Origin of the sequence: Hyphomicrobium nitrativorans NL23 (genome assembly GCF_000503895.1) — a bacterium.
Lineage (GTDB): Bacteria > Pseudomonadota > Alphaproteobacteria > Rhizobiales > Hyphomicrobiaceae > Hyphomicrobium_C > Hyphomicrobium_C nitrativorans.
Window position 1 is genome coordinate 409,953 of the sequence record NC_022997.1, and the last position, 26,041, is coordinate 435,993.

General features: G+C 62.3%; 26 protein-coding genes and 2 pseudogenes. 14 read left to right on the forward strand and 14 right to left on the reverse strand.

The genetic code is table 11. The features are described 5' to 3' along the window. Positions 1–8: 8 nt before the first annotated feature. From W911_RS18845 to rho, 4 genes are all read left to right on the forward strand, one after another. The gene (locus W911_RS18845) at positions 9–140 is read left to right on the forward strand and encodes a hypothetical protein (protein ID WP_280113252.1); all 132 of its coding nucleotides are present in this window, start codon (positions 9–11) and stop codon (positions 138–140) included. A gap of 187 nt (positions 141–327) precedes the next feature. After that, the gene (gene hemE / locus W911_RS01835) at positions 328–1,392 is read left to right on the forward strand and encodes a uroporphyrinogen decarboxylase (RefSeq protein WP_023785807.1); all 1,065 of its coding nucleotides are present in this window, start codon (positions 328–330) and stop codon (positions 1,390–1,392) included. 29 nt (positions 1,393–1,421) lie between these two features. Beyond that, positions 1,422–1,952 carry a protoporphyrinogen oxidase HemJ gene (gene hemJ, locus W911_RS01840; RefSeq protein ID WP_023785808.1) on the forward strand — a complete coding sequence of 177 codons (531 nt, stop codon included), beginning with the start codon at positions 1,422–1,424 and terminating at the stop codon, positions 1,950–1,952. A 230-nt stretch (positions 1,953–2,182) separates the two neighbouring features. Next, complete coding sequence (gene rho / locus W911_RS01845; RefSeq protein ID WP_023785809.1) at positions 2,183–3,448, forward strand: transcription termination factor Rho; 1,266 nt, start codon at positions 2,183–2,185, stop codon at positions 3,446–3,448. Between the two features lie 69 nt (positions 3,449–3,517). On the opposite strand, the gene W911_RS01850 is transcribed toward rho, so the two are convergent. Beyond that, positions 3,518–4,486 carry a sterol desaturase family protein gene (locus W911_RS01850; RefSeq protein ID WP_023785810.1) on the reverse strand — a complete coding sequence of 323 codons (969 nt, stop codon included), beginning with the start codon at positions 4,484–4,486 and terminating at the stop codon, positions 3,518–3,520. 132 nt (positions 4,487–4,618) lie between these two features. Beyond that, positions 4,619–6,649, reverse strand: coding sequence for a thioredoxin domain-containing protein (locus W911_RS01855; protein WP_041317031.1), 2,031 nt, complete (start codon positions 6,647–6,649; stop codon positions 4,619–4,621). Positions 6,650–6,732: 83 nt separating this feature from the next. Between W911_RS01855 and mnmE the strand changes: the two genes are divergently transcribed. Then, positions 6,733–8,079 carry a tRNA uridine-5-carboxymethylaminomethyl(34) synthesis GTPase MnmE gene (gene mnmE, locus W911_RS01860; protein ID WP_023785812.1) on the forward strand — a complete coding sequence of 449 codons (1,347 nt, stop codon included), beginning with the start codon at positions 6,733–6,735 and terminating at the stop codon, positions 8,077–8,079. A gap of 229 nt (positions 8,080–8,308) precedes the next feature. Further along, positions 8,309–8,905, forward strand: coding sequence for a hypothetical protein (locus W911_RS01865; RefSeq protein ID WP_144083482.1), 597 nt, complete (start codon positions 8,309–8,311; stop codon positions 8,903–8,905). 113 nt (positions 8,906–9,018) lie between these two features. Here the strand turns inward: W911_RS01865 and W911_RS01870 are convergent, their stop codons facing one another. Continuing rightward, positions 9,019–9,453, reverse strand: a complete 435-nt coding sequence (locus tag W911_RS01870; RefSeq protein WP_023785815.1) for a hypothetical protein — start codon at positions 9,451–9,453, stop codon at positions 9,019–9,021. 229 nt (positions 9,454–9,682) lie between these two features. Between W911_RS01870 and mnmG the strand changes: the two genes are divergently transcribed. From mnmG to W911_RS01905, 7 genes are all read left to right on the forward strand, one after another. Then, positions 9,683–11,557 carry a tRNA uridine-5-carboxymethylaminomethyl(34) synthesis enzyme MnmG gene (mnmG, locus tag W911_RS01875; RefSeq protein ID WP_023785816.1) on the forward strand — a complete coding sequence of 625 codons (1,875 nt, stop codon included), beginning with the start codon at positions 9,683–9,685 and terminating at the stop codon, positions 11,555–11,557. Further along, positions 11,554–12,219, forward strand: a complete 666-nt coding sequence (gene rsmG, locus W911_RS01880) for a 16S rRNA (guanine(527)-N(7))-methyltransferase RsmG (protein WP_023785817.1) — start codon at positions 11,554–11,556, stop codon at positions 12,217–12,219. The genes mnmG and rsmG overlap by 4 nt, the downstream gene beginning before the upstream one ends. Positions 12,220–12,223: 4 nt before the next feature. Further along, a complete protein-coding gene (locus tag W911_RS01885; RefSeq protein WP_023785818.1) occupies positions 12,224–13,048 on the forward strand; it encodes a ParA family protein in 825 nt (274 codons plus the stop codon). Positions 13,049–13,082: 34 nt separating this feature from the next. After that, the gene (locus tag W911_RS01890) at positions 13,083–13,979 is read left to right on the forward strand and encodes a ParB/RepB/Spo0J family partition protein (protein WP_041317034.1); all 897 of its coding nucleotides are present in this window, start codon (positions 13,083–13,085) and stop codon (positions 13,977–13,979) included. Positions 13,980–14,144: 165 nt separating this feature from the next. After that, positions 14,145–14,477 carry a phosphoribosyl-ATP diphosphatase gene (locus W911_RS01895; RefSeq protein WP_023785820.1) on the forward strand — a complete coding sequence of 111 codons (333 nt, stop codon included), beginning with the start codon at positions 14,145–14,147 and terminating at the stop codon, positions 14,475–14,477. 25 nt (positions 14,478–14,502) lie between these two features. Beyond that, positions 14,503–15,507: a type I pantothenate kinase gene (gene coaA / locus W911_RS01900; protein ID WP_425277598.1), complete on the forward strand. Its 1,005-nt coding sequence runs from the start codon at positions 14,503–14,505 to the stop codon at positions 15,505–15,507. 222 nt (positions 15,508–15,729) lie between these two features. Beyond that, a complete protein-coding gene (locus W911_RS01905; RefSeq protein WP_041317038.1) occupies positions 15,730–15,990 on the forward strand; it encodes a hypothetical protein in 261 nt (86 codons plus the stop codon). Between the two features lie 315 nt (positions 15,991–16,305). On the opposite strand, the gene leuB is transcribed toward W911_RS01905, so the two are convergent. The 8 genes and pseudogenes from leuB to W911_RS18855 form a co-directional block, all read right to left on the reverse strand. Then, a complete protein-coding gene (gene leuB / locus W911_RS01910; RefSeq protein ID WP_023785823.1) occupies positions 16,306–17,421 on the reverse strand; it encodes a 3-isopropylmalate dehydrogenase in 1,116 nt (371 codons plus the stop codon). Between the two features lie 103 nt (positions 17,422–17,524). Next, on the reverse strand, positions 17,525–18,118 hold the full coding sequence (locus tag W911_RS01915; protein ID WP_023785824.1) for a DUF4337 domain-containing protein: 594 nt from the start codon (positions 18,116–18,118) through the stop codon (positions 17,525–17,527). Further along, a complete protein-coding gene (locus tag W911_RS01920) occupies positions 18,108–18,752 on the reverse strand; it encodes a 2,3-bisphosphoglycerate-dependent phosphoglycerate mutase (RefSeq protein ID WP_023785825.1) in 645 nt (214 codons plus the stop codon). Before W911_RS01920 ends, W911_RS01915 begins: the two co-directional genes overlap by 11 nt. 42 nt (positions 18,753–18,794) lie before the next feature. Then, a pseudogene (dapB, locus tag W911_RS01925) lies at positions 18,795–19,600 on the reverse strand (4-hydroxy-tetrahydrodipicolinate reductase). Between the two features lie 386 nt (positions 19,601–19,986). Next, positions 19,987–20,499 (reverse strand): GNAT family N-acetyltransferase, encoded by a 513-nt coding sequence (locus W911_RS01930; protein WP_023785826.1) that lies wholly within the window; start codon positions 20,497–20,499, stop codon positions 19,987–19,989. Positions 20,500–20,634: 135 nt separating this feature from the next. Continuing rightward, entirely contained in the window at positions 20,635–21,087 is a 453-nt protein-coding gene (locus tag W911_RS01935; RefSeq protein ID WP_023785827.1) for a phasin family protein, read from the reverse strand. Positions 21,088–21,349: 262 nt separating this feature from the next. Beyond that, positions 21,350–22,360 carry an ATP-dependent DNA helicase gene (locus tag W911_RS18850; RefSeq protein WP_280113253.1) on the reverse strand — a complete coding sequence of 337 codons (1,011 nt, stop codon included), beginning with the start codon at positions 22,358–22,360 and terminating at the stop codon, positions 21,350–21,352. A 112-nt stretch (positions 22,361–22,472) separates the two neighbouring features. Beyond that, positions 22,473–22,559: pseudogene (locus tag W911_RS18855) on the reverse strand (hypothetical protein); the annotation flags it as partial. A gap of 383 nt (positions 22,560–22,942) precedes the next feature. Between W911_RS18855 and W911_RS01945 the strand changes: the two are divergent. Further along, the gene (locus W911_RS01945; protein WP_023785828.1) at positions 22,943–23,971 is read left to right on the forward strand and encodes an aspartate-semialdehyde dehydrogenase; all 1,029 of its coding nucleotides are present in this window, start codon (positions 22,943–22,945) and stop codon (positions 23,969–23,971) included. A gap of 56 nt (positions 23,972–24,027) precedes the next feature. On the opposite strand, the gene W911_RS01950 is transcribed toward W911_RS01945, so the two are convergent. The 3 genes from W911_RS01950 to W911_RS01960 form a co-directional block, all read right to left on the reverse strand. Continuing rightward, positions 24,028–24,558, reverse strand: a complete 531-nt coding sequence (locus W911_RS01950) for a MarR family winged helix-turn-helix transcriptional regulator (protein ID WP_341872103.1) — start codon at positions 24,556–24,558, stop codon at positions 24,028–24,030. 151 nt (positions 24,559–24,709) lie between these two features. Beyond that, a complete protein-coding gene (locus tag W911_RS01955; protein ID WP_023785830.1) occupies positions 24,710–25,306 on the reverse strand; it encodes a septation protein A in 597 nt (198 codons plus the stop codon). Positions 25,307–25,379: 73 nt separating this feature from the next. After that, positions 25,380–25,985, reverse strand: coding sequence for an inner membrane-spanning protein YciB (locus W911_RS01960; protein ID WP_023785831.1), 606 nt, complete (start codon positions 25,983–25,985; stop codon positions 25,380–25,382). Between the last annotated feature and the right edge of the window lie 56 nt (positions 25,986–26,041).

Sequence of the window (26,041 nt, forward strand, 5' to 3'; positions counted from 1 at the left end):
CTCTCATTATGGCCGAGATGAACCAATTTTCTTATGCGATGGGCATCCCTGTTGATTGGGCAGCTCTCGACAGGCCCACGGCGCATATCAACACGATATCCCCGGACCTGCGCGATCGCGGCGCGGGCGTAAGTGGTTGACTCCGATGGCTGCCAACGGGACTAGTGGCGCGCACTGGCACGGAGACGCAAGACGTTGTGTCGAACGTTACCCAGAGCGGAACGGGCGTGGGAGAACGTGGGGAAACGGCAGCAATCCCCACACTCCGCAGGCCTAATAAGAACAACAATAACTCAAAAAGATTCTTATCTGATTGAAGGGAAAGAAATGGCTCTCGGTGGAGAAGGCGGGCTCAAGACAGCGGAACGGAAGTTCCTGGCACCGTTTCGTGGCGAGGCGCTCAAGGTGCCGCCGATCTGGCTGATGCGCCAGGCGGGGCGCTATCTGCCGGAGTATCGGGCGACGCGGACCGAGGCGGGGGGGTTCCTGAACCTCTGCTACACGCCGGCGCTGGCCGCCGAGGTGACGCTGCAGCCGATCCGCCGTTATGGTTTCGATGCCGCCATTCTGTTCTCGGACATCCTGGTGGTGCCGGATGCGCTGGGCCAGGAGGTCCGGTTCGAGGAAGGCGAGGGGCCGAGGCTCGATCCGATCCGTTCCGCGACCGATCTTTCGCGGCTCGACGTGGGTGCGACGGGCACCAAGTTCGCGCTCGTCGCGGAGACGGTTCAGCGGCTGCGGCAGGATTTGCCGGCGGAGACGGCGCTGATCGGGTTCTGCGGGGCGCCATGGACGGTCGCGACCTATATGGTTCAGGGGCGCGGGTCGCCCGACCAGGCAGAGGCCCGGCTCTGGGCGTATCGCGATCCGGAAGGGTTCGCGGATCTCATCGACACGCTGGTCGAGACGTCCGTCGAATATCTCGATTTGCAGGTCAAAGCCGGTGCGGATTGTCTCCAGATTTTCGATACCTGGGCTGGATCGCTGCCGGACGACGAGTTCGACCGCTGGGTTGTGGCGCCCACGCGTCAGATCCGGGAAGCCATCAAGGACCGGCATCCGGACATTCCCGTCATTGGTTTTCCGCGCGGGGCAGGCGCGGCCGTCGTCTGGTACGTGGCCGAGACAGGGGTGGACGGTGTGAGTTTCGACACGGCTGCGCCGCCGTTTCTCATGAGCGAGACGTTCGAGGAGGACGACGTGGTGGTCCAGGGCAATCTGGATCCCTTGCTCCTGGTGGCGGGCGGCGCGCGGCTGGACGCGCGTGTGGACGAAATTTTGGACCTGATGCAGGGCAAGAGATTCATCTTCAACCTGGGCCATGGAATCGTGCCACAAACACCGCCGGAGCATGTGGCGCAGCTCGTCGAGCGGGTGCGATCTCGGAGATAACTTCCAATGAATCAATGGGTTGATTGCAGATGACCCGTGCCAGCGACGAGCATGCCTCTCCGGGAAAGCGAGCAGCGGTCGCTGTTGCGATCACGGCGGTGTTGTGCCTTGTCGCCGTGCTCTTGCTCGGGCCGGATGCTTACCTCTGGCTCAAGGCCGTGCACGTGATGGCCGTTATTTCCTGGATGGCGGGGATGCTCTATCTGCCGCGGCTTTTTGTCTATCATTCCGAGGCCGTTCCCGGCTCGGAACTGTCCGAAACGCTGAAGGTGATGGAGCGGCGACTGCTCCGGATCATCGTCAATCCCGCGATGATCGCGGCGTGGGTGCTTGGACTCTGGCTTGGCTGGCAGGGCGGCCTCTTCGGCACCGGGTGGTTTCACGCCAAGCTGGCTCTGGTCCTCACGCTTTCTGGGGTACATGGGTACTACTCGGCCGCCGTGCGCCGTTTCGCCGAGGATCGCAACACGGCCTCGACGCGCCATTGGCGGATTTGGAACGAGGTGCCGGCAGCCCTCATGGCCGGGATCGTCATTCTGGTGGTCGTGAAACCGTTTTGACGCGCACGCGTTCTCTTCGAGACGCTTTCGCTCGCCGTTTTCGTTTGCTATATAAGGGGCTCCAGATTGAATCGGCTCCTGGTCTCTCCGGCCAGTGAGTGGTGCCATAGCCCATCCGTGCTGGCACCAGACAACGCGGCTTCACCGGCCGCGGATCTTCCAATTCCCCACCTCAGGCCCGGCACCCACTTGTCCCGCCCTTCTTGCCGTGGCCGCTATGGAGCGGTTGCATGACCGAAATGAAGCTCGAGGACCTCAAGCTCAAGTCCCCCACCGAGCTCCTGAGTTTTGCCGAAGAAGTCGGCGTCGAGAATGCCAGCACGCTGCGCAAGCAGGAGCTGATGTTCGCGACGTTGAAGCAGCTTGCCGCCAAGGATATCGATATCACCGGAGTCGGTGTCGTCGAAGTGCTTCAGGACGGCTTCGGGTTTCTTCGCTCGCCGGATGCGAACTATTTGCCCGGTCCGGACGACATCTATATCTCGCCATCGCAGATCCGGCGCTTCGCGCTCAGGACCGGCGACACGGTCGAGGGCGAGATCCGGAGCCCCAAGGAGGGCGAGCGCTATTTCGCGCTGCTCAAGGTCAACCGGATCAACTTCGAGGATCCGGAAGCGGTCAAACACAAGATCCACTTCGACAACCTGACGCCGCTCTATCCGACGAGCTGGCTCAAGATGGAAATCGAAGATCCGACCATCCGCGATCTTTCGGCCCGCGTGATCGACATCGTGGTGCCACTCGGAAAGGGCCAGCGCGCGCTCATCGTCGCGCCGCCGCGGACAGGTAAGACCGTCCTGTTGCAGAACATCGCCCACTCCATCACCGCCAATCATCCCGAGTGCTATCTCATCGTGCTGCTCATCGACGAGCGGCCGGAGGAAGTCACCGACATGCAGCGTTCGGTGAAGGGCGAGGTGATCTCCTCGACCTTCGACGAGCCGGCTTCGCGGCACGTGCAGGTCTCGGAAATGGTGATCGAGAAGGCCAAGCGCTTGGTCGAGCACAAGCGGGACGTCGTGATCCTGCTCGACAGCATCACGCGCCTCGGCCGCGCCTACAACACCGTGGTGCCGTCATCCGGCAAGGTGCTGACGGGCGGTGTCGATTCCAACGCGTTGCAGCGTCCGAAGCGGTTCTTCGGCGCCGCGCGCAACATCGAGGAAGGCGGGTCGCTCACCATCATCGCGACGGCGCTGATCGATACCGGTAGCCGCATGGACGAGGTCATCTTCGAAGAGTTCAAGGGCACGGGTAACTCGGAAATCATTCTCGACCGCAAGGTTTCCGACAAGCGTGTGTTTCCCGCCATCGATGTCTCGCGCTCCGGCACGCGCAAGGAAGATCTGCTGGTGCCGAAGGATCAGCTCAAGAAGGTCTATGTGCTTCGGCGCATTCTCAACCCGATGGGAACGATGGATGCCATCGAGTTCCTCATCGACAAGCTGCGCTCGACCAAGACCAACGGCGAGTTCTTCCAGTCGATGAATACGTAGAACGGATAATTCGAATAGAAAAAGCGCGCCGGACCAAATCGGGTCGGCGCGCTTTTTTTTAGCTTCGGCTCACTCTGCCGCGTCGTGGAGGGCGCGGGCTTGAGCGGCGGCCGTTTGCGGCGGTTTCTGGGTCTCGGCTTTCGTCTTCAAGCCGGACTGCACACCCTCACCGGGTTTGTAATGGAGCGGGAACGCGAGCTGGTCCATGTACCGCTTCGGGAAGTCCGGAACTTCGTCGACGCCCATGTCGCGCGCCGTGATGGGGCGCGGGGGCTCGGGATGGAAGGTGCCGAGCATGCGATCCCAGATTGTGAAGAACAGGCCGAAGTTGCAGTCGCCTTCCTTGCCCCAGTTCACGTGATGCAAGTGATGGATCTGCCCGATGGCGAGGTGGTTGCGCAGCGGCCCAAGCGCGTAAGCTACGTTCGAGTGTTGCACGACGAGCTGCACCGTGATGACAAACCCGAGCAGCGCGGCAACCTCAACCGGCATGCCTGCAAGCGCCAACGGCGCGGTGCCGAGCACCAAATCGATGATCTGGTGCAGCGGGTGGCGGACCAGTCCGTTAAATCCATAGAGCCGCGCCACGCCGTGGTGCACCGCATGCAGCCGCCATAGAAATGAAAAACGGTGGCTTAGATAGTGGAGATAGGTGAGCGCGAAATCGGCCAGCACGACTGCCAGAATGAGCTGCGCCAAGATCGGCCAGTCCGTCGGCCAGATCCCCGCGTTGAGGCTTCCCGACGTCAGCCAGGCCACAAGCGGAATCGTGAGGATGCCGTTGAGGTTCTGCGCCTCGTAGACGATGGCATGAAAGATGTTCGTCTTTTCGTCACCGTGCGAGTGGTTCCATTCCTCATACCAGGGAAGGATCCGCTCCGCCGCGAACGCCGTTGCCAGGAGGATGCCGATGAGGAGTGCGAGCCAAGCATAGGAATGACCATAAGCGACGACGTAGTACGCCGCGCCGTTGAGGCCGAGCACCATGAACGGGAAATATCCATACCGGACAAGAGTGCGAAGTGGTCCAGAATTCATGAGGGCCTCGTCTCAGACTTTCTCGACAACTCAATAGGATACGTGGACGAGCGCTGCTCGCACGAAGTCTAACCGTGGTAAACACGGTTTTCACATGATTTTTCCTTACATCGTCGGTAAGAAACCTTGACCTCACGCAACAGAACGAAGGTCGAGGACAGCTTGCCGCAACTGGGCTTCGCTGTTCGCCGGGAGGGAACATTGAGGGCCGACACAGACATAGGCTGTTGACCTTCCGTCTTCTGCCGATTTGCCATGCAGGGCCGGGGGGCCGAGCGCGCCGATGGCGCCGCGGACTTCGAGTTCGACAGCACCTGGAATCGACATGCTGCGTGCGACCGCGCCAAGCGCGGAGTGCGGCTCGGACTCGCTCGCGACTATGACAACGAGCTGCGGAGCCAATAGATCCATCGCTGCGGCAAGGAGACCCGTATGGGCCACGAGGTTCTTCGCGAGGTCGGCGGAGAACGCGCGCATTATGCTCTCGGCGCGTCTTACAAAGCGCGAGTCACCCGTGAGTGTTGCGAGTGCCGCGAGGTTCGAAACCATCGTCGCGTTGGCGGCGGGAGTTGCATCGTCACTTGCCGTGCGCAGGCGCACGATCACGTCCGACGTATCGTCGGCGGCGGTGAAGTAACCGCCTGCATCCTCCGACCAGTAATGCCGGTCGAGGATTGCGACCCATTCGATGGCCTTCGCGAGATACGCGTTTTCGCCCGTTGCCTGGTAGAGACGCAGCGCGGCCCAGATCATGTTCGCGTAATCGTGCGCGGTGCCCGGCGCCCGGCCGCGACCATGACGGATTGAGTGAACGATGCGTCCATCGACGGTCATCTTTTCGGTGACGTAGGTGAAGGCTGTGCGCGCCATCGTCACCCAGTCCGATCGATCGAACACGATGCCTGCACGCGCGAGTGCTGCGATCATCAACCCGTTCCAATCGGCGAGCACCTTGTCGTCCCAGCCGGGGCGGATGCGGCCTGCGCGCGCGTCGAGCAACTTCGCGCGCAGCGCCACGAGCTTGGCGTCCTCGCCGTCCGATCCGAGCGTCTTCGCATCGAGACGGTTCAGGATCGTGTGGCCTTCCCAATTGCCATCGAGCGTCACGTCGTAGGCCTTCGCGAAGACGGCTGCATCTTCCGCGCCGAGCACGCGTTCGATTTCCTCCGCAGACCAGACGTAGAACTTGCCTTCCTCGCCTTCGCTGTCGGCATCGAGCGCGGCTGCAAACCCGCCGCCTTCGACCACCATTTCACGTGAAAGCCACGCGACCGTTTCCGCGACGCGTGCTTGGAGCAGGGGGCTCTTCGTCTCGCGCCACACTTCGGTCATCAGATCGATCAGCAGCGCGTTGTCGTAGAGCATCTTCTCGAAGTGCGGGACCAGCCAAAGCTCGTCCACCGAGTAGCGCGCGAACCCGCCACCGAGGTGATCGTAGATGCCGCCCTGGCTCATCCGTTCGAGTGTGGTGATCACCGCCTGCTTGGCTGCGTCATTGCGATAGCGGATCGCGCCGCGCCAGAGCAGCCAGAAGAAGCTCCATTGCGGAAACTTCGGTGCGCCCGTGATGCCGCCGTGCGTGGGATCGACGAGGTGTGCGAGACGCCCCGTGATCTCTCGAATGAGCGGATCGGTCACCTCGGGGCCCGCGCCGCTCTCCGTCATCTCAGCGAGCGCTTCGGTGATCGCATTGGCGTTGCCGGCCACCTTCTCGGGTTGCTGATGGTAAGCGTCCGAGATGCGTTCGAGCACCTCGATGAAGGCGGGCCGGCCATACGTCGGCACCTTCGGGAAATAGGTGCCGCCCCAGAAGGGCCGCGCGTCGCTGTCGAGGAACATGGTGAGCGGCCAACCGCCCTGCTGGTTGAGCTTGTGCAGCGCGCCCATGTAGATCGCATCGATGTCGGGGCGTTCCTCGCGATCCACCTTGATGTTGACGAAACGCTCGTTCATCACGGCCGCTGTCTCGTCGTCCTCGAAGGACTCGTGCGCCATCACGTGGCACCAGTGGCAGGCGGAGTAGCCGACGGAAAGCAGGATGGGCTTGCCAGTCGTCTTGGCCTCGGCCAGCGCCTCCGGTCCCCAGGCCCACCAGTGGACGGGGTTGTCCTTGTGCTGGAGGAGATAGGGGCTACTCTCGTCGCCGAGGCGGTTGCGGCTCATGATCTTATCCTTCCGATCCTCGATGGCGGGTTTCAACGATAACCCGCAAAGCCCATGCAAGTGTTCCGGATACCCCCCTCGCGATGACCTCACAACCCGAGCCCACCATTTTCGCTCTCGCGAGCGCTCCCGGCCGCGCAGGCGTCGCGGTCGTGCGCATCTCGGGGACGGGCGCCGGGCGCGTGCTGGACTTCATGGCGGCGCCGCGCCCTGAGCCACGGCGCGCCGTCGGCCGTGCGATCCGTCATCCGGAGGGCGGGACGGTTCTCGACCGCGGCGTGGTGCTGTGGTTCCCGTCACCCAAGAGCTTCACCGGCGAGGACGTGGTGGAGCTTCATCTGCATGGCGGGCGCGCGGTGGTGCAGGCCGTTCTCGCAGCGCTCACCGTCCTGCCGGGCCTGCGGCTTGCCGAGCCGGGCGAATTCGCGCGTCGCGCGTTCGAAGCCGGGAAGCTCGACCTTGCCGAAGTGGAAGGCCTCGCGGATCTCATCGATGCCGAGACCGAGGGGCAGCGGCGCCAGGCACTGGCGCAGGCTACGGGCGCTCTCTCGGGGCTCTACGAGGGCTGGCGGGCGAGCGTGATCGATGCGCTTGCCTACGTTGAAGCCGGGCTCGATTTCTCGGATGAAGCCGACATCGGCGAGAAGACCTTCGCGGAAGCGCGATCCATCATCGGGGTGCTGGTCCCTGCGGTGAACCATCACCTCGACGACGGTCATCGCGGAGAGATCCTGCGCGAGGGGTTTCGGGTTGCGCTCACCGGGCCGCCGAATGCCGGCAAGTCGAGCCTGCTCAATGCGCTTGCCCGGCGGGATGCCGCCATCGTCTCGGCGGAGGCGGGCACGACGCGGGATGTCATCGAGGTGCGGCTCGATCTCAAGGGCCTTCCGGTGATCGTATCCGACACGGCAGGTTTCCGGGAGGCCGCAGGCGACATCGAACGCGAAGGCATGCGGCGCAGCCTGGCTGTGGCCCAGGCGGCGGATCTCGTGCTGTGGCTCACCGACGCGACGGGCCCGCGCACGACGATGCCGGCGGAACTCGCCGCCGTCGCCGACCGGACGCTGCTCGTTCTCAACAAGGTCGATCTGCTCTCTGGCGGATCGGCGCCTGTGCTTCCGGACGACATGGTGCCGCTTTCGGTGAAGAGCGGCGAGGGCGTTGCCGATCTTGTCGAGCGCCTTCAGGTGATCGCCTCCGAGCGCATCGGTCACCCTGGGGAGACGGTGCTGACGCAGGTCCGTCACCGCAGGCTGGTGGAGCTTGCGCGCGACAGTCTCGTCGCGTTTCTCCAAGGGGCATCAGATGATGTGGAGCTTCGCGCCGAGGATCTTCGCCGCGCGGCGGATGCGCTGGGCCGGATCACGGGGCGCGTGGATGTGGAGGACGTGCTCGACCAGATCTTCGGCCGCTTCTGCATCGGGAAGTGAAGACGGCTGACGTGGCACTTCATGTTTCAGGTGCGTTTCACGTGAATCCTTTTGTGCCGGTTTCCGTGCATCAGATGTTTCACGTGAATCCGTTTTTTGCGATCTTTCAGCGCGAAACGTTTCACGTGAATCCATTTTCGATCACGTCGTCCGGCGCATCGTTACCGAAATCTTAAGAAACGCGCGCCAGGATGATCGACATCGCCGCCGCTTGCGCTGGGTTTCGCCCGTGACCTCTGTTTCCTCCACACAGTCGAGCGCCGTGCAGATCTTGCAGCAGGCGATGAGACCGCTGTCTTCGAGCGAAACGTCTCCCGCCGCGTCGGGTGCATCTCTCGTTGCGGCCGCAAACGGCGTGGAGCTGGCGAGCGGCGAAGACGGTGCCGGACCGGCGAGCCGTGCAAACGCCAAAGTTTCCGAAGCTCTTTTCAAGCCGAACGAGCCGAGCGCTATCGAGATGAAGCTTCATCTCATGAAGCGTCTCGGAGACGAATTCGGCATCAAGCTCGAAGATCACGAAAACCATGCGTCTTTCGGGCGGGCCATCCAGGCCGAGATCACCAAAATCAAAATGAAGCCGGAAGGCGTATTGATCCTTTCGGCCATCGAAAAGAAGCTCGGTTTCGACAAGCTCGGCTTCTCGCTCGACACGTTCGTCAACGCCATCATCGATCCCAAGGGAACGGACGGGCAGAAGGTGGATGCCGCGTTGAAAGATCACCTCGGAATCGACGACGAGGGCAAAGACAAGGCTGAGGCTGCGCGCGCTGCGCTCGACAAGCTGCGCTTCGACGAAGCTGGCCTTTATGGCTTTGTGGATACCTGAGCGCTGCAGCGCGTGAGCCGTTTCGGCCCGCAGCGCATGTTTCACGTGAATCCTTTTTTGCCTCCGTGCTTCCGCGCGGCGTTTCATGTTTCACGTGAATCACTTGGGGCCAGTCAATAGCTGACGAGGCTTGTGGACATCCCGGCGCTGGTGCCGAGGGTGCTTGGTGTCGTGGGGGCAAGAGGAAGGGCCGCTGTGCTTGCCGAGTTGCCCGGATTGCAGCGGTTTCCGGCAAGGGATGCGAGATAGGCATTCCGTTGCGAGAACGCCTGCGATTCCTTGCCGGCTGCGTTCTGGAAATCGAGGGCAAGCCAAGCGGGCCAGATCACGAAGCCAGCCGCACCGGCCACGACGTTCTGGCCGAGCTTCAGACTTTCTTCGGTGGCGAGGGTCGATATTCGCGCGCTGTTGCGGTGGGTTTCGGCTTGGATTGCTTCGCAGTTCAGAGCCTGGTCCGACGCCAGGACGAGGGGCGGCAAGTGCGGCGCGCGCCCGGCGCACGCTCCGAGCATGAGTGCGAGACCAACGCCACCAGCCAATCTCAGCATTCCGCATCTCCCGACTGAGCACGCGGGAATGCTCGCGAGGAATTGGGGTGTCCGTATGCGTTACATCTGCGTTTCCACACGTTTTCTCGATGCCAGTGCCAGTTTCTACGCCGCCTCAAGTGAGTTCCGGTGAGTTCAAGTCCGTCTCAGTCCGTGCTCATCCGCGCTTTGACCCCCGGAAAGGCCTCCTGTATCTCTCGCGCTGAATAGAGCAGCGAGCCAACAGCGGATGAGCGCAAAGATCTTCGATGTGATCGTGGTGGGCGGCGGACATGCAGGTGTCGAAGCTGCTGCCGCGGCTGCGCGCATGGGCGCCAAAACTGCGCTGATTACGCATCGCTTCGACACGATTGGCGCCATGTCGTGCAATCCGGCCATCGGCGGGCTCGGCAAGGGCCATCTCGTGCGCGAGATCGATGCGCTGGACGGCCTCATGGGCCGCGTGGCGGATGCCGCCGGCATTCAGTTTCGGCTGCTCAACCGCTCGAAGGGTCCGGCCGTGCAAGGGCCGCGCGCGCAGGCGGATCGCGCGCTCTACAAGGCCGCGATGCAAGAGGCTATTTGCGAGACTGCGGGCCTCACGGTTCTGGAAGGTGCGGTCGAAGACCTGATCGTGGTCGACGACGAGGTGCAGGGCGTGACCACGCAGGCCGGTGACGAAATCCGGGCCGGAGCCGTCGTCTTGACGACTGGAACATTTCTCAATGGTCTCATCCACTTAGGAAATTCTGTTATTCCCGCGGGTCGGGTCGGTGAAGCGCCTGCTTTGAAGCTCTCCGAGCGGCTGTACGGCCTCGGTCTTCGCATGGGGCGGCTCAAGACGGGGACGCCCGCACGGCTCGCGCGCAGCTCCATCGATTGGGATGCGCTGGAACAGCAAGAGGCCGACGCCGAGCCGGTGCCGTTTTCCTTCCTGACCGAGAAAATCACCAATCCTCAGGTGACGTGCGCGATTACGGCGACGACGGAGAAGACGCACGCGATCATTCGCGCCAATCTCGAACGCTCGCCGATGTATTCGGGCCAGATCGCCTCGCGCGGGCCGCGCTATTGCCCGTCCATTGAGGACAAGGTGGTGCGCTTTGCGGACCGCAGCGCGCACCAGGTCTTTCTGGAGCCGGAAGGTCTCGACAGCGACACTGTCTATCCGAACGGCGTCTCGACCTCGTTACCAGCCGATGTGCAAGAGGCTTTTCTCAAGACTTTACCTGGGCTTGAGCGCGTTCAGATCACACAGCATGGCTACGCCATCGAGTACGATTACGTGGATCCGCGCGAGCTTTTGCCCACGCTTGAGACGAAGCGGCTTCGGCGGCTTTTCCTCGCCGGGCAGATCAACGGCACCACGGGATACGAGGAAGCCGGCGCGCAGGGCCTCGCCGCGGGCCTCAATGCGGCGCTAAAGGCTGCTGGCGGGGGCAAAACCTTCGTGGTTTCGCGGGCGGACGCCTATCTTGGCGTCATGATCGACGATCTCGTCACGCGGGGGGTCACGGAACCCTATCGGATGTTTACGTCGCGGGCCGAATTTCGCTTGAGATTGCGGGCAGATAACGCCGATCAGCGCATGACGCAAAAAGGCGTCGATTTGGGGTGTGTGGACACGGTTCGTTCTTTTTCATTTCGTAATAAAAACAATGAATTAGAGCGTATAGCTAAGATGTTTTCTAATTTTTCTGTTTCTCCGCGTGAAGCGGAACGAAACGGAATCGAACTTAACAGGGACGGGCGGCGTCGAACTGCGTTCGAACTTCTCTCTTATCCCGATATGACTTTGCGGCGTCTGGCTCAGATTTGGCCTGAGCTTTCCGGGATCGATCCCACGATTGCGGCTCAGGTCGAGGTCGATGCCCGCTATGCGGCGTACGTGGAGCGTCAGGATGCCGATGTCGCAGCGCTTCGGAAGGACGAGGCCATTTCGATCCCGGCGGCGTTCGATTATGCGGCTTTGCCGAACCTTCGGGCCGAACTCCGCGAAAAGCTGATCGCGCAGCGGCCGGCGACGCTGGCCCAGGCCGGGCGGATCGAAGGCATGACGCCGGCCGCGCTGATGCAGCTTCTGGCGGCTGTGAAGAAGCATTCCACGCGGAAATTGGCCTCATGAGTGAGGACCGGCCGCGAATCCGTTCTGCTGAGGCGTTTCGCGAGGTCTTCGGGGTTTCACGTGAAACGGCCGATCGGCTGAAAGTGTATGAGGCGCTGCTCAGGACGTGGCAGCGGACGATAAATCTCGTTTCGCCCATGACCTTGGACGACGCCTGGCACCGGCATTTCGCGGATTCCGCCCAGCTTTTGAATTTTTCTCCGCCGGATGCGAAAAACTGGCTGGATTTCGGGTCCGGGGCCGGATTTCCGGGGCTCGTCCTGGCCATCTTGCTGGCAGAGCGGGCTCCCGAAGCCCACATGACCCTCGTCGAAAGCGATTCTCGGAAGGCCGCTTTTCTTCGCGAGGTGGCCCGCAAAACTGGCGCGGCTGTGGAGATTCGGGTCGAACGGATCGAAAATACCGCGACTCAGGCTAACTCTCGGATAAGAGATGCAATCACGGCGCGTGCGTTGGCGCCTCTTCCGAAGCTTCTGGGGCTCGTTCTGCCGTTTTTTTCTCCCCAGACCGTGGCTGTGTTCCCAAAAGGCCGCGAAGCGGAGGTAGAGGTCGGCGAGGCGAAACGGCGATTCGATTTCGATAGCCAACTCGTCCCAAGTCTGACGGACGCTGAGGCGCGTATTGTGATCGTCCGAAATTTGGCTGTTAAGACGGAGGGTTAGCCCCGTGACAGGCCTAGGTTCGAAACTCAGAGTGCTTGCGATTGCCAACCAGAAGGGTGGCGTCGGCAAGACGACGACTGCGATTAATCTCGGCACGGCGTTGGCCGCGATTGGCGAGCGTGTGATTGTTATCGACCTCGACCCGCAGGGCAACGCCTCGACGGGGCTCGGAGTGCCGCCCGAAATGCGGGCCCGGACGTCTTATGACGCGGTGCGCGGCTCGGTCAGCCTGCTCGAAGCGGCGGCTCCGACGGCTATCCCTGGCCTTTTCGTCGTGCCGGCGAACTCCGATTTGGTCGGGCTCGAAGCCGATTTGTCGGGCGATCCGAGCCGGGCTTACAAGCTTCGGGACGCGGTTGCGGCGCTGGTTGCGCAATCTCAGTCTCGCCCGGCCGATGAGGCCTTTAAATACGTGCTGATCGACTGCCCGCCGTCTCTCAATATCCTGACGCTCAACGCGCTGGCCGCAGCAGATGCCGTGCTGGTGCCGGTTCAGTGCGAGTTTTTCGCTCTGGAAGGCATTTCGCAGCTTAAGGACACGATCGACCAGATCCGCGCTTCGCTCAACCCGAGCCTCGAAATCCAGGGCGTGGTGCTCACCATGCACGATGCGCGGACCACGCTGTCGCGCGAGGTCGCGGACGAGGTGCGGGCGTTTTTCGGGCCCAAGGTTTACCAGTCCGTCATTCCGCGGAACACGCGCGTCGCGGAGGCGCCGTCGCACGGCAAACCGATCCTGCTTTACGATTACGATTGTGCGGGCAGCCAGGCGTACATCCGCCTGGCGACCGAAATCATCGAACGCGAACGTCAGACCAAAGCTGCGTAACCATCTCTGAACGAATAGAAAAATGGGTATGTTCATGAACGCATCGCTGCCCAAGAACCGGCTTGGCCGTGGTCTCGCTTCTTTGATCGGGGACATCCCGCAGGGTCAGCCTCAGCCGCGCATTCCCGCCGAGGGCGAGCAGCGGTCCTTGCAGGTGGCGCAGCTTCGCGGCGGGCGCTTCAACCCGCGCAAGGAGTTCGCGGAGCCGGAGCTTTCGGAGCTGGCCGAATCCATCCGCACCAAGGGGCTTGTGCAACCCATCGTCGTGCGCCCGCATCCGGAAGACGCGCAGGCTTACGAGATCGTGGCTGGCGAACGGCGCTGGCGGGCGGCGCAGAAAGCCGGCTTGCACACGGTGCCGGTCATCGTCCGCGACCTTTCGGATCGCGAGGTGCTCGAACTCGCGATCATCGAGAACGTGCAGCGTGCCGACCTCAACGCCATCGAAGAAGCGGGCGGATACAAGGAGCTGATCGAGCGCTTCGACTACAGCCAGGAGCAGGTTTCCGAGATCATCGGAAAGAGTCGAAGTCACGTCGCCAACACTCTGAGATTGCTGAAGCTTCCGGATTCGATCCAAGCCTATGTTCTGGACGGGCGACTGACCGCCGGGCACGCGCGTGCGCTTGTCGGCCGGGCAGACGCCGAGGCGCTCGCGAAGCACATTGTGGAGCAGAACCTCAACGTGCGGGAGGCGGAGGCGCTGGCGCAGGCCGGGCCGATCGGCCAGCCCGGGTCTACGGGTGCGCGCACGGCGCGCGAAAAGGACGCCGACACGAAGGCGTTCGAGAAGGAGCTTGCGGATACGCTGGGGCTCAAAGTCGAGGTGAAGCGGGGGTCCGGCGAGAGCGGGAACCTCGTGATCAAGTACGGGAACTTCGACCAGCTCGATTATATCCGTTTGCGTCTGGTCGGGACGTCCGGCGGCTGATCGGTGCGCCCGTTAAGGGCTTAACAGCGCGAGTGCTGGACACTGGCCGCCTTGGCGCTTATGGCACGAGTGTCTTTCTACCGGCCGCGGGGTGTTGTCCGCTCGCGGCGGACGTCCTTATCGGGGGCGTAAGGCACGTGCCATACGATCTCGAAAGTCGGTCTAATGACTAGCGACGTTCTCTTTCGCTTGGCGGAGACGATCCGGGCCAGGCGCGCGGAAGCTTCCGATCGCTCCTACACGCGCCAGCTTCTCGACGGCGGGCCTGAGCGCTGTGCCAAGAAGCTCGGCGAGGAAGCCGTCGAAACCGTGATCGCGGGCGTGCACCAAAGCGACGATGCCCTGCGTGCGGAAGCGGCCGATCTCCTTTATCATCTCCTGGTTCTGCTCGAAGTGCGGGGCATTGCGCTCGACGACGTGTTCGCCGTACTCGAAGGCCGCACGGCACAGTCGGGACTCGCGGAAAAAGCATCTCGCGATGCAAAGGGAGAAGCCTAGGCTTCCGGTGTGCCCCATGACCAAGATGGCCGAAGCGCCGAAGGCGGCCCGGAACCCGTTCTGTACCGAGTTGATCGGGGCACAGGCACCGGAGCTTCAGTTCTCGCCGTATCGCGTTTTTACGCGTGAGCAGTGGGCCCGGCTGCGCGCCGACACGCCGATGACGCTCGAAGCCGACGAGCTCGAAGAGCTGTCGGGCCTCCTGGACGAGCTTTCCGTCGAAGAGGTCGAGACGATCTACCTTCCTCTTTCGAGGTTGCTCAATCTCTACGTGGCGGCTGCGCAGAAGCTGCATTCGGTGACCTCGACGTTTCTCGGGCGCACCGATTGCCGCGTGCCCTTCATTATCGGTGTGGCCGGGTCGGTTGCAGTCGGCAAGAGTACGACGGCGCGCGTCTTGAAGGCGTTGCTTGCGCGCTGGCCGGATCATCCCAAGGTCGATCTCGTCACGACGGACGGCTTCCTGCTTCCAAACAGGGAGCTTGACGCGCGCGGGCTGATGGATCGCAAGGGCTTTCCGGAGAGCTTCGATACCGCGCGGCTGATCAACTTCCTGGCGGATGTCAAAAGCGGGAAGGGCGAGCTTGAAGCGCCGGTCTATTCACACTTTCACTACGACATCATGGCGGGGCAGAGGACGCTGATCCAGCGGCCTGACATTCTCATCGTGGAAGGCCTCAATGTGCTGCAGCCGGCGACGTTCGAGCGCGGCAGTGTGTCGGAGCCATTCGTTTCGGACTTCATCGACTTTTCGATTTTCATCGACGCAGATCCAGAGCTTATCCAGACGTGGTACGTGGAGCGCTTCATGCGGCTCCGGAGCACCGCGTTCCGCGACCCGGCGGCATTCTTCCATCGCTACGTGACGTTGACGCATGACAACGCAGTGGCGCGCGCCCTCGACATCTGGCGCAACATCAACCTCAAGAATCTGGTCGAGAATATTCTTCCGACGCGGCCCCGCGCGCGGCTCATCCTGCGCAAGGGCGAGGACCACAGAGTGAGCACGGTGGCGCTGCGCAAGGTGTGAGGGGCGTGCGCGAATCGGTCGGCCGACTGAGTGTGCAGTGCGGCATAGTCGCCTTCCCTGGAGGAGGCGTGTCGGCAAATTCTGCAAAATGCGAAAATTTATTGCTTTTGAGGGGGCGACTTGGCAATTCCCGACCTAAATCGGGAATTATTCCCTCTAGACATGCTGCGGCGCGGCAACGAGATATGGAAGTATTCCATGCTGCTTCATAAGGAGGAAAACATGAAGCGTACGTTCGCTATCGCCGCTGCTGTGATGATGGCTTTCGGTTCGTCCGTTGCGATGGCTGACGACGAGCCGTCGGCGGATGAGATCGAGAAGATCAAGGCGGCTGTTGCCGAGTGGGGCTGCGAGGGCGGCACCTACGAGAAGGAATCCGAGGGTACGGGCGTGTTCGAGGCCGAGGACGTGAAGTGCAAGGCCGGTCAGTACGACTTCCGCCTGACGAAGGACTTCAAGGTCTTCGCGATCATCGCGGACTAAGCTTCGTCTCTTACGGCGAACAAAGAAAGAAGCGGCCCTCTTTGGCGGGAGGGCCGCTTTTTTTGTTTACGTATGCAAGTTGCGAGAAGCTTCGGACAAGAGGCCGGGCGCGAGTGGACGGCCGCGGCAGTTGCCGCGGGGGCGCGGTCGCGCCCCGAGCGCCGACGCGCTGTTTTCGTGCCGTACGCAAGCTGAGGGAAGCATCGGATAAGCAGCGTGCCGGTATGTGGAGGGCCGCGGCACTTGCCGCGGGTCGCCTTGCTCCCGGGCGCTGCCGCGCCGGTTTTTTGAGCCTGTGCTCCCCACAAGCGGGAGTTAGGCGACCAGCGTTTCGAGCTTCTTGACGATGGCGGCGCCCATCTCGCTGGTGCCGACCTCCGTCATGCCGGGCTGCATGATGTCGCCCGTGCGCAGGCCGTCGGCGAGGACGCCGGCGATGGCGTTGTCGATGAGATCGGCTTGTTCGCTCATTCCGCACGAGTAGCGCAGCGCCATGCCGAAGCTTGCGATCGTTGCGATGGGATTGGCGAGACCTTTGCCCGCGATGTCGGGGGCGGACCCGTGTACGGGCTCGTAGAGCGCCATGCGCTTGCCGGTCTTTTCGTCGGCGGCGCCAAGGGACGCCGACGGCAACATGCCGAGCGAGCCCGTGGCCATTGCTGCTTCGTCGGAGAGCACGTCACCGAACAGATTGTCGGTGACGATAACGTCGAACTGTTTCGGATTGCGCACGAGCTGCATGGCGCAGTTGTCGGCGAGGATGTGGTGAAGCTCGACGTCGGGCGCGTAGGTCTTGTGCGTCTCGGTGACGACCTCCTTCCAGAGCACGCCGGTTTTCATGACGTTGTGCTTCTCGGCGGAATGGACCTTGTTGCCGCGCTTGCGGGCAAGATCGAACGCGACCTTGGCGATGCGGGCGATCTCGCGTGTGGTGTAGAGCTGCGTGTCGACGGCGCGCTTGCCTCCGTCTTCCAGCGTCACGATCTCCTTCGGTTCTCCGAAGTAGACGCCGCCGGTCAGCTCGCGCACGATCATGATGTCGAGGCCTTCGACCAGCTCGCGCTTCAGCGACGAGGCGTCGGCGAGCGCAGGGTAGCAGATGGCCGGGCGAAGGTTGGCGAAAAGGTCCAGATCCTTGCGCAGGCGAAGCAGGCCGGCTTCGGGGCGCTGGGCATAGGGCGCGTCCGCCCACTTCGGGCCGCCGACGGCGCCGAAGATGACCGCGTCCGCCGCCTTGGCCGTAGCGACGCAGGCATCTGTCACCGCAACCCCGTGCGCGTCGTAGGCCGCGCCGCCCACAAGATCGCTTTCCGTTTCGAACGAATGGCCGCCGCCCTGAGCGTTGAAGAAGGCGATGATGCGTTCGACCTCGGTCATCGTTTCGAGGCCGATGCCGTCGCCGGGAAGCAGGAGCAGCTTGTGCGTGGTCATGTCGGGATGTCCGTTCGAGGAAGGAAAATTCCGGGAGGTGGTAGCGCGCTGCGGGGCGGGCGGCAAGCGCGGGGCGCGGGCGGAGAGGGAGGCCGCGCCGTGGCTAGGCGATGAAGGGGAGCTGCACGAGCAGGAAAAAGCCGTTCACCGTCATGGCCAAGCCTGCGGCCCCGACCAGCGTGCTCAGGACGATCAGCATCGTGCCGCTCGATATGATGGCGACGCCGGCGAGGACAATCGCGATTTGTAGGAGCGCCTCGCCCCAATCGAAGTAGGGATCGCGGCTGGCTGCGATGTCACGGGCGTCTTCGAGCGCTTTGCCGCGGTGGAAGAGTTCGTCGAGGCCTTCGTTGCTTTCGGGGTCTGAGGTGAGCTGCTTGTCCAGTGCCTGATAGGCTGCGATTTTGGTTTCTATCGCCGCGCGCAGCGGTTGCGTCACGGTGTCGGAGGCGAGCTGCAGCTCCAGCTCGTCCACCTGCAGGCGCAGGACATGACGGCGCATGTTCTTGGCCTGGAAGAAACCCCAGACGTTGGTCGCTTCGATGTTGCTGTGGTTCGCTTCCTTGGCGGCGTTGGCGCCGCCCATCGCACAGATCGCAAGCGCGACGGCGAGCGCGCCGATGTAGACGCCGATCCAGCGGTCGCGCGATCGCGCGCTGCCGTTGCCGGCGTCTTTCAGGCTGTCTTCAGATGCCATCGTCCCGGCCCTCCGAGCGGACGAGTTCGCGGTACTCCGCGACGTTGCCCAGCTCGTCGAGACGGTAGACTTGCGGTGCCGCTGTCGCCAGTTCGCGGTCCAGGATTTCTTGGCTGGAGAGCTGTTCGAGGGACATGATGAGTGCGCGCAGCGAATTGCCGTGCGCGGCGACGAGAACGTTCTTCCCGGCTGCGACGTGAGGCCAAATGTGCTCGCGGTAGTAGGGAACGACGCGCTCGGCCGTGTCCTTCAGGCTTTCGCCGCCTGGGGGCGGCGTGTCGAAGCTGCGGCGCCATTCGAGCACCTGCTCTTCGCCCCAGCGATCGCGGGCCTGGTCCTTGTTGAGGCCGGACAGCTCGCCGTAGTCGCGTTCGTTGATCGCTGCGTCCTCGACGATCGGGGGCAGCTCGCCGCCGATCTCGCCCAGTATGATATCGAGCGTGTGCTGCGCGCGCTTCAGCTTGCTGGTGAAGGCAATGTCGAACCGCAGACCTTCTGCCTTCAGAACGCGACCGGCCCAAACGGCTTCGATCAGGCCTTTGTCCGTCAAGTCGGGGTTTCGGATCCCGGTGAAAATATTCTTCCTGTTCCACTCGCTCTCGCCATGGCGCACGAGCACGAGCGTGTTGGTCATGGTGTCTGCCCGTCTGGTTCTTTCAAGCGTCGACATCGCTGCTTAAAGTCCTAATACATCGCTCATATCGAAAAGGCCCGGACCTTTGTCCCGGCCCCAGACGGCAGCCTTGACAGCGCCGCGCGCGAAAATGCTCCGGTCGCCTGCACGATGCGTGATCTCGATCCGCTCGCCATCGCCCGCAAAAATGACCGTGTGGTCTCCGATTACGCTGCCCCCCCGCAACGTGGCAAACCCGATATCGCCACGCTGGCGCGGTCCGGTGTGTCCGTCCCTCGTTCTCACGCTTGCGGAGGTGAGCTCGATCCCGCGCCCTTGGGCTGCCGCCTGACCTAGCATCAAAGCCGTGCCGGATGGAGCATCGACTTTCTGGCGGTGGTGCATCTCCACAATCTCGATATCGAAGTCCGCATCGAGAGCTTCGGCGATGCGCCGCGTGACGGCCGTCAGGAGGTTGATACCGAGGCTCATGTTGCCCGCCTTGATGACCGTAGCATGGCGGGATGCGGCTTCGATCGCGGCTTCGTCGTTTTCGCCGAGACCTGTGGTGCCGATGACATGGACGACGCCGGCCTTCGACGCGAGGGCGGCGATCTCGACGGTGGCTTGAGGCGTTGTGAAGTCGATGACCGCGTCGCTCGCGGCGACGATGGCGGCGGGATCGGACGTTACGACGATGCCGGAGGGGGGAGGCCCGCCAGGGTGGCGATGTCCGTGCCGAGATGCGGCGAGCCCGCGGGCTCTGTCGCGCCGCTCAGGGTCACGCCGTTGGTTTCGGCAATGATACGGACAAGCTCGCGCCCCATACGGCCCGCGGCTCCCGTCACGGCGATTTTTATGTCGCTCATCACGCCCTGGTCTTCAGGTTGGCCGCGCTTCGCCGGGAAGCACGGCGGGGTCAGTTGCGGGCCGATATAGCAACCGCAGGCAGTGAACGGAAGTGCGGCCCTTCCGCCGAACGGGGCTTCTCAACCGAGAACACGGTCGAGGCGATCGAGGAGGAGGCCAAAGGACGATCCGGCGACGCCCTATCATGGCATGCCGGAGGCGCTGCGTGCGGGCTGCTTCATGCCGGAGGTTAAGACATATCGGCGGGATGGCGAACTGCGGACCGGCCGCGCAAGCGCTGGGCGTATAAACTCCGTCTTGCCAAAGCGTTGCGGGCGATTGCGCCCGCGCTGGGCAGCGCCCTCGTTGTCGGGCGGTTCGGTCCTGTGAGCGTGCCGTTGGCGCTTCAGGTCGGCCAGGCGAAAGCGATTTTTTCGAGCTTTTCGCCGCTCATCGTTTCGAAGGCCTGCTTCACGGGGCGGCCGCCGCGGCGCCAGTAAAAATCCGTGGCGCGTGTGTTCTCAGCCAGCGCCCAGACGATGAGCCCCTTGAGACGGCGCTGGTCCAGCCCGTGGCGGCAAGCTTCGAACAGGTGCTCGCCGAGCCCGAGGCCCTGATAAACGGGTGCAATGTAGAGTTCGTAGATCTCGCCTTGATAGGGACCGCGCGTGCGCGAAAAGCCGAGCGTCGCGTAACCGGCGATGGCGCCGGCCTTCTCGATTACGATGAGATTGTCACCGCTCTTGATGACGTTCGACCACCAATCGGCGCCGCGCCGGCGGATCATGTTTTCCAGATGGGTGTGGGGGATGACACCGCGATACGCCTGCGTCCAGGATTCGCGAAAAGCTTCGGCGACGGGCTGAGCGTCGGCGAGCTTCCCCTTACGAACCTTGATGTCGGAACGCGACCCTAACATGGAAGGATTATAGCGTGGATTTTGCTGTGTGTAACGTGCGCGGCGGCGACGCTCGCAAAAAAATTGGCAATCAAAACAAAACGCCCGGCGATGGGGATCGCCGGGCGCCGAGTGCGTGAAAACGGAGCGTTTGGATTAGCCCGCCTTCTTGACCTGCTCGAAGGATTTCGTCGCGGCCGAGTTGAAGGTCTCGAACGTCTGCTGGGCAAGCTTGGTCGACAGCTCGAAGAGCTCCTTCGACTGGGCGCCAGCGACCGTGAACTGCTTCTGGACGAACGCCGTCTGCAGCTGGATCAGCTCGGGAAACGTCTTGGCGCGGGCAATGGCCTCGGCGGCGTCGAACACGGCTTCGGCGTTTGCCTCCGTGTTCTTCAGGACCTTCTCGCCGATCGACTTGGCGCTGGCGAAGGCCGCGACGGTCGCTTCCTCAAACACCTTGGCGTTGTCCTTGGCGACACTGTTCAGCTTGCCGTAGGTCTCGCGAGCCTTCGACACGCTGTCCTCGGCGATGGCCTGAACCTGCTCGGGGATGCGGGCATCCTTGGCGGCGGAAAAGAACTCTTGGGTCTGGCGGGTAAAGTCGTTCATGGGGGTGCTCCTATCGGAAGAGATCGGCTGGTTATTCCAACGCGGGGCCTCCCGCTTGCGACGGCTTGCGGTGCCCGATGTCTCGATAGGGACAGTAGCAGAATATTTTTGCAGCGCAACATGGAATATGCTGCTCTGCGTCAGTGGGCGATTTTCCCAGTGTTGGCGGGGTTAATCGGAGATTGTCCGCCGACTGGCGAATGTCGGCATTCGTGATCACATTTCGCAGATGCGAGAAAAGCCAAGCAAGCCATATCTTTATCTAAAGCGCTGGGAACCGCTCCCGGTATCCCAAGGCCGAGCGATCGAAGAGAATGTCGCGGGGCGTCAGGGGGCGAGCGAGCGCCAAGCCCTCCAAAGACCGGCAGCGCGACAAAGCGACATACGCCTGACCGTGGGCGAAGGTTCCGCGCCCGAGATCGATGTAGACGTTGTCGAGGGTCAGGCCCTGGGCCTTGTGAATGGTGAGCGCCCAGGCGAGGCGGACCGGGTACTGCTTGAAGGTGCCGGCGACCGTGCCGACGATCTTCTCCTGCTCCTTGTCGTAGGCGTAGCGGCGCTGCTCCCAGCTCACCGGCTCAAGCTCGTGCTCGCGGCCGGCAACCTCGATCATCACCTTCTTGTCTTCCAGGCGCGAGATGCGCGCGATCGTGCCGTTGACCCAGCGGCGCTCGGGATCGTTGCGCAGAAGGATGACCTTGGCGCCCGGTTTCAAGGTGAGGGCGCTGTCCGTCGGGTGCGAGGCGTTCGTGAAATCTCCGGTGATGCCCGCCTCATACGTGTGGGCGTGGCCGGGCAGGGCGTCGAGGTAGGCGGCGTTGATGCGGTGAGCCGCGGCGTTGGTGGGCGTCAGGATGACAAATTTCTCGCCCTCTCCGAGCGTGCGGATCGGAGCCACGCGCTCGTTGAGCTGGATGAGATCGTCCTCCTCGACCTCGCCGTCGCGGATCCGGTTCAGCACCGAGATCAGCGCTTCGTCGCTTTGGCGGAATACCTGCGTGAGTTCGAGGCGGGCTGTGCCCGCGCCTTCGCCGAGGGCGGGCACGGAAAAGAAGAACGGACCGCCGAACTCGGATTCGAGATGGGCTGCGACCTCGGCTTCCTGAACCACCGGCGGGAGCTGATGCAAGTCTCCGAACAGTACGAGGCGGACGCCGCCGAACGGTTCGCGTGGGCGGCCGCGGTTGATGCGGAGCGACTGGTCGAGGGCCCACATCAGGTCCGAGCGTACCATCGAGACTTCGTCGATGACGAGAAAGTCGAGCTTGCGCATGACCTGGCCATTGCGGCTGCGGCGGATGTCGTCCGAGCGCAAAAAGCCGCGGGGGGAGGCCAAAGAACGAATGGATGGTCTGGCCGCCAACGTTGACGGCCGCGAGCCCCGTGGGGGCGACGACGACGATCTCGGCATCGAGCGTGCCTTGCAGGGCGCGCAGCAGCGTCGATTTGCCGGTTCCGGCGCGGCCGGTCACGAACAAGTGGCCTTCGCGTGCGTCGGCGAGGAAATCGAGCGCGGCGCGGTATTCGTCGGTCGGCGTGATGCCGTCGGGCCATTGAGGCTCGTTCGCGCGTTCGTTGGCGAGCGGGGTGGTGGGCGGTGTCGGCAAGTCGAGCCTTCCAATCTTAGCCAGCGCCTCTCGACCTAGAATGCTGCGGCTACGCCTGTCAAAGACATGGCGCTTCCGCCGGGGGCATGGCCTGCTGTTTGGCCGGGAGGGATGGTGCGCTTCCCCGCCAAGCTTACTTTGGCCAAAGGTCGAGATGTTCGAAAGAACCTTGAAAGACGGGGCTTCGGCGCGTAAGTCAACGCCGCCGGTCGGAAAATTCCGATTGGACGGAAAAGGACCTGAAAATCATGGGATATAAAGTCGCTGTCGTGGGTGCGACCGGCAATGTCGGCCGCGAAATGATGAACGTGCTCGTCGAGCGCAGCTTCCCCGCTGACGAAGTCTTCGCCGTTGCTTCGCGCCGTTCGCTCGGCGCCGAGGTTTCGTACGGAGACGCGACTCTCAAATGCCAGGACCTCGAACAGTTCGATTTCTCGAAAGTGGATATTTGCCTGATGTCCGCCGGCTCATCCGTGTCGAAGGTCTGGAGCCCGAAGATCGGGGCCATGGGTGCGGTCGTGATCGATAACTCGTCGTGCTGGCGCTATGACCAGGACGTGCCGCTCATCGTGCCGGAAGTCAACGCGGATGCCGTTCAGGGCTTCACGAAGAAGAACATCATCGCCAACCCCAACTGCTCGACGGCCCAGTTGGTCGTCGCGCTGAAGCCGCTGCACGATGCCGCGAAGATCAAGCGCGTCGTCGTCTCGACCTATCAGTCCGTTTCGGGCGCGGGCAAGGATGCGATGGACGAGCTGTGGTCTCAGACCAAGGGCAAGTACGTGCCCGGGCAGGACGTCGAGCCGAACAAGTTTCCGAAGCAGATCGCCTTCAACTGCATTCCTCATATCGACGTTTTCATGGAAGACGGTTTCACGAAAGAGGAATGGAAGATGGTCGCCGAGACGAAGAAGATGCTCGACCCGTCCATCAAGCTGACGGCGACGTGCGTGCGCGTGCCGGTGTTCGTCGGTCACTCGGAGTCGGTCAACATCGAGTTCGAGCGGCCGATCACGGCGGACGAAGCGCGCGATATCCTGCGTGACGCACCGGGCGTGCAGGTGGTCGATAAGCGCGAGCCGGGCGGCTACGTCACGCCTGTCGAGGCGGCCGGCGAGTTCGACACGTTCGTGTCGCGCATTCGCGAGGATGCAACCGTCGAGAACGGTCTTGCGATGTGGATCGTGTCGGACAACCTGCTCAAAGGCGCGGCACTCAACACCGTGCAGATCGCGGAAACGCTGATCGGCCGTAACCTGCTCAAGGCCGCGGCGTAGGAAACGCGCGTTCTTCGATCGGAGAAAGCAAGGGGCCCTCGTAAGGGGGCCCTTTTTTATTCCGGTGTATCGGGCTTCGACTGCAGCGCATCGACGATGGCGATGAGATCGTCGACGAAACGTTCGCGGTGCGTGTCTGCGAGCGCTGCGAGGATCGCTTCGTCCACGCGCTTTACATAGGGCGCCGCGGCCTTCAGCCTGTTCCATCCGAGCTCGGTCAACGTCACAGCGTAGGCGCGCGCATCTTCGCGTGTGCGCCGGCGTTGAATGAGGCCCCGCTTCAAAAGCCGTTGCGTGATGTCTGCCACCGTGGAGCGGTCGATGCCCGTTCTCTCGACAAGGTGGGTTTGGCTCAAGCCCTCGAACTTGGCGATCGTCGACAGCACCGCGAACTGCCTTGGCGTCAAACCGTCCTCCTGCAGAACTGCAAGGAAGAGATCCGTCGCGCATTGGTCTGCACGGTGAAGAAGGTGGAGAGGCGATCGCTCGAGACTGCCGAATTCGTCTTTCGTGTCGCGCATTGTCGTGATGTGTACTTTTTTGGGTCCAATCCCTGTGTGGAACTTTTGCTCAAAGAGCGGTTTCATGGCGTGTCCGCACGCCCATGGAGCACACACTTAACAATTCAGATCAGCGCGTCTAGACAAAATGGTTCATACAAACAGGAGTCGTGCATTTATGACACGACAAGGTATCAAAAGCATGCTGACCGTCAGTATTGACCATATCGATGGTGCGTCAGTTGTTCGGCTCGGGGTCCGACGCATAACGCTTTAACAGTCCGACTTGTGCGATGGCGAACGCCATTGTTATCGGCATGATACCAAATAGTTTGAAAGACACCCAAGCGTCGGTCGACAAGAGGCGCCATGTCACTTCATTGAGTATTGCGAGAAAGACAAAGAAGCACGCCCAACGGAACGTCAGCTTGCGCCAGCCTTCGGCCGTGAGAGCGAATACGTCGCCGAAAAGATATTTGAGCAGGGCGTGCCCGAACAGCAAACCGCCGAACAGGATGCTGGCGAAGATGCCGTTGACGATGGTCGGCTTCAGCTTGATGAAAAGCTCGTCCTGAAGATAAAGCGTAAGACTGCCGAACAGGATAACGAAAACGCCCGAGACGAGGGGCATCACCGGGATCTTTCCGAACAGGATGCGCGACGCCGTGAGCGACACGAGCGTTGCCACGACGAAGCATCCCGTGCCCCAGAAGATGTCGGCGCGCGCGTTGACGATGAAGAACACGACGAGCGGGCCCAGTTCGAGCAGGAACTTCAGAAGCGGGGGTTCTGCGTTGTGAGGTCCGGCGGCGCTCTTGGTGTCGAGTTGGCTCATTGTCGGTGTTCCGTTCGCTCTGATCGCCGGGCTCAGCTGTACGTTTCGGGACTTGGGTCTTTTGTGGCGCGTGTCACAAGTGATGCTTGCTCATCCATTTGGTGAGAAGCCATGCGTAGATGCCGCTCATCGGAAGCACGAAGAACAGCTTGAACGCGATCCAGACATCGACGCCGTTCATGGCGAAACCGAGAACGTGGTAGATCTGGTCGTCTTTGAAGCCGATGCGGACGACTTCGTTCAAAAGTGCCGTGAGGACGAAGAACCAGGCGAAGCTGCGCGTGAACGTGTCCCAGCCTGCCTTGGTATAATGAAAGGTCTTCTCGAAGACGTACTGGAAGAAGTTGCGATCCAGCCAGAGGCCGAGGAAGAGGAAGCCCGCGAACATCGCGTTGAAGATCGTGACCTTGATCTGCACCCACATCGGGTCGCCGGTGATCAGCGTCAAGGCGCCGAAGACGATGGTGACCGATGACGCGATGAGCGGGAAGATGGGCGGGCGGCGGAACATGTAGATCATCGCGACAATCGCGACGAGGGTCGAAACGATCAGCGCCCACGTGCCAGCCGCGATCCCGTAGAGCGCGTTGACGACGAACATCAAGACGAGCGGTCCGAACTCGCTGAGGATGTTGACCGTCTGCTCGGCGTTGAACGGATAGAGGCGGCGGCGGCTCATACGTCTGGTAACCTTTGTTTGTCGCTGCGGATGGGCTCGGGGACTTGCTGCCCCGC

Excerpts from the sequence above, each read along its gene's own strand:
- W911_RS18845 (WP_280113252.1), top strand. The coding sequence starts at position 9 with ATGGCCGAGATGAACCAATTTTCTTATGCGATGGGCATCCCTGTTGAT.
- hemE (WP_023785807.1), top strand. The coding sequence starts at position 328 with ATGGCTCTCGGTGGAGAAGGCGGGCTCAAGACAGCGGAACGGAAGTTC.
- hemJ (WP_023785808.1), top strand. The coding sequence starts at position 1,422 with ATGACCCGTGCCAGCGACGAGCATGCCTCTCCGGGAAAGCGAGCAGCG.
- rho (WP_023785809.1), top strand. The coding sequence starts at position 2,183 with ATGACCGAAATGAAGCTCGAGGACCTCAAGCTCAAGTCCCCCACCGAG.
- W911_RS01850 (WP_023785810.1), bottom strand. The coding sequence starts at position 4,486 with ATGAATTCTGGACCACTTCGCACTCTTGTCCGGTATGGATATTTCCCG.
- W911_RS01855 (WP_041317031.1), bottom strand. The coding sequence starts at position 6,649 with ATGAGCCGCAACCGCCTCGGCGACGAGAGTAGCCCCTATCTCCTCCAG.
- mnmE (WP_023785812.1), top strand. The coding sequence starts at position 6,733 with ATGACCTCACAACCCGAGCCCACCATTTTCGCTCTCGCGAGCGCTCCC.
- W911_RS01870 (WP_023785815.1), bottom strand. The coding sequence starts at position 9,453 with ATGCTGAGATTGGCTGGTGGCGTTGGTCTCGCACTCATGCTCGGAGCG.
- mnmG (WP_023785816.1), top strand. The coding sequence starts at position 9,683 with ATGAGCGCAAAGATCTTCGATGTGATCGTGGTGGGCGGCGGACATGCA.
- rsmG (WP_023785817.1), top strand. The coding sequence starts at position 11,554 with ATGAGTGAGGACCGGCCGCGAATCCGTTCTGCTGAGGCGTTTCGCGAG.
- W911_RS01890 (WP_041317034.1), top strand. The coding sequence starts at position 13,083 with ATGAACGCATCGCTGCCCAAGAACCGGCTTGGCCGTGGTCTCGCTTCT.
- W911_RS01895 (WP_023785820.1), top strand. The coding sequence starts at position 14,145 with ATGACTAGCGACGTTCTCTTTCGCTTGGCGGAGACGATCCGGGCCAGG.
- coaA (WP_425277598.1), top strand. The coding sequence starts at position 14,503 with ATGGCCGAAGCGCCGAAGGCGGCCCGGAACCCGTTCTGTACCGAGTTG.
- W911_RS01905 (WP_041317038.1), top strand. The coding sequence starts at position 15,730 with ATGAAGCGTACGTTCGCTATCGCCGCTGCTGTGATGATGGCTTTCGGT.
- leuB (WP_023785823.1), bottom strand. The coding sequence starts at position 17,421 with ATGACCACGCACAAGCTGCTCCTGCTTCCCGGCGACGGCATCGGCCTC.
- W911_RS01915 (WP_023785824.1), bottom strand. The coding sequence starts at position 18,118 with ATGGCATCTGAAGACAGCCTGAAAGACGCCGGCAACGGCAGCGCGCGA.
- W911_RS01920 (WP_023785825.1), bottom strand. The coding sequence starts at position 18,752 with ATGACCAACACGCTCGTGCTCGTGCGCCATGGCGAGAGCGAGTGGAAC.
- W911_RS01930 (WP_023785826.1), bottom strand. The coding sequence starts at position 20,499 with ATGTTAGGGTCGCGTTCCGACATCAAGGTTCGTAAGGGGAAGCTCGCC.
- W911_RS01935 (WP_023785827.1), bottom strand. The coding sequence starts at position 21,087 with ATGAACGACTTTACCCGCCAGACCCAAGAGTTCTTTTCCGCCGCCAAG.
- W911_RS18850 (WP_280113253.1), bottom strand. The coding sequence starts at position 22,360 with ATGCGCAAGCTCGACTTTCTCGTCATCGACGAAGTCTCGATGGTACGC.
- W911_RS01945 (WP_023785828.1), top strand. The coding sequence starts at position 22,943 with ATGGGATATAAAGTCGCTGTCGTGGGTGCGACCGGCAATGTCGGCCGC.
- W911_RS01950 (WP_341872103.1), bottom strand. The coding sequence starts at position 24,558 with ATGAAACCGCTCTTTGAGCAAAAGTTCCACACAGGGATTGGACCCAAA.
- W911_RS01955 (WP_023785830.1), bottom strand. The coding sequence starts at position 25,306 with ATGAGCCAACTCGACACCAAGAGCGCCGCCGGACCTCACAACGCAGAA.
- W911_RS01960 (WP_023785831.1), bottom strand. The coding sequence starts at position 25,985 with ATGAGCCGCCGCCGCCTCTATCCGTTCAACGCCGAGCAGACGGTCAAC.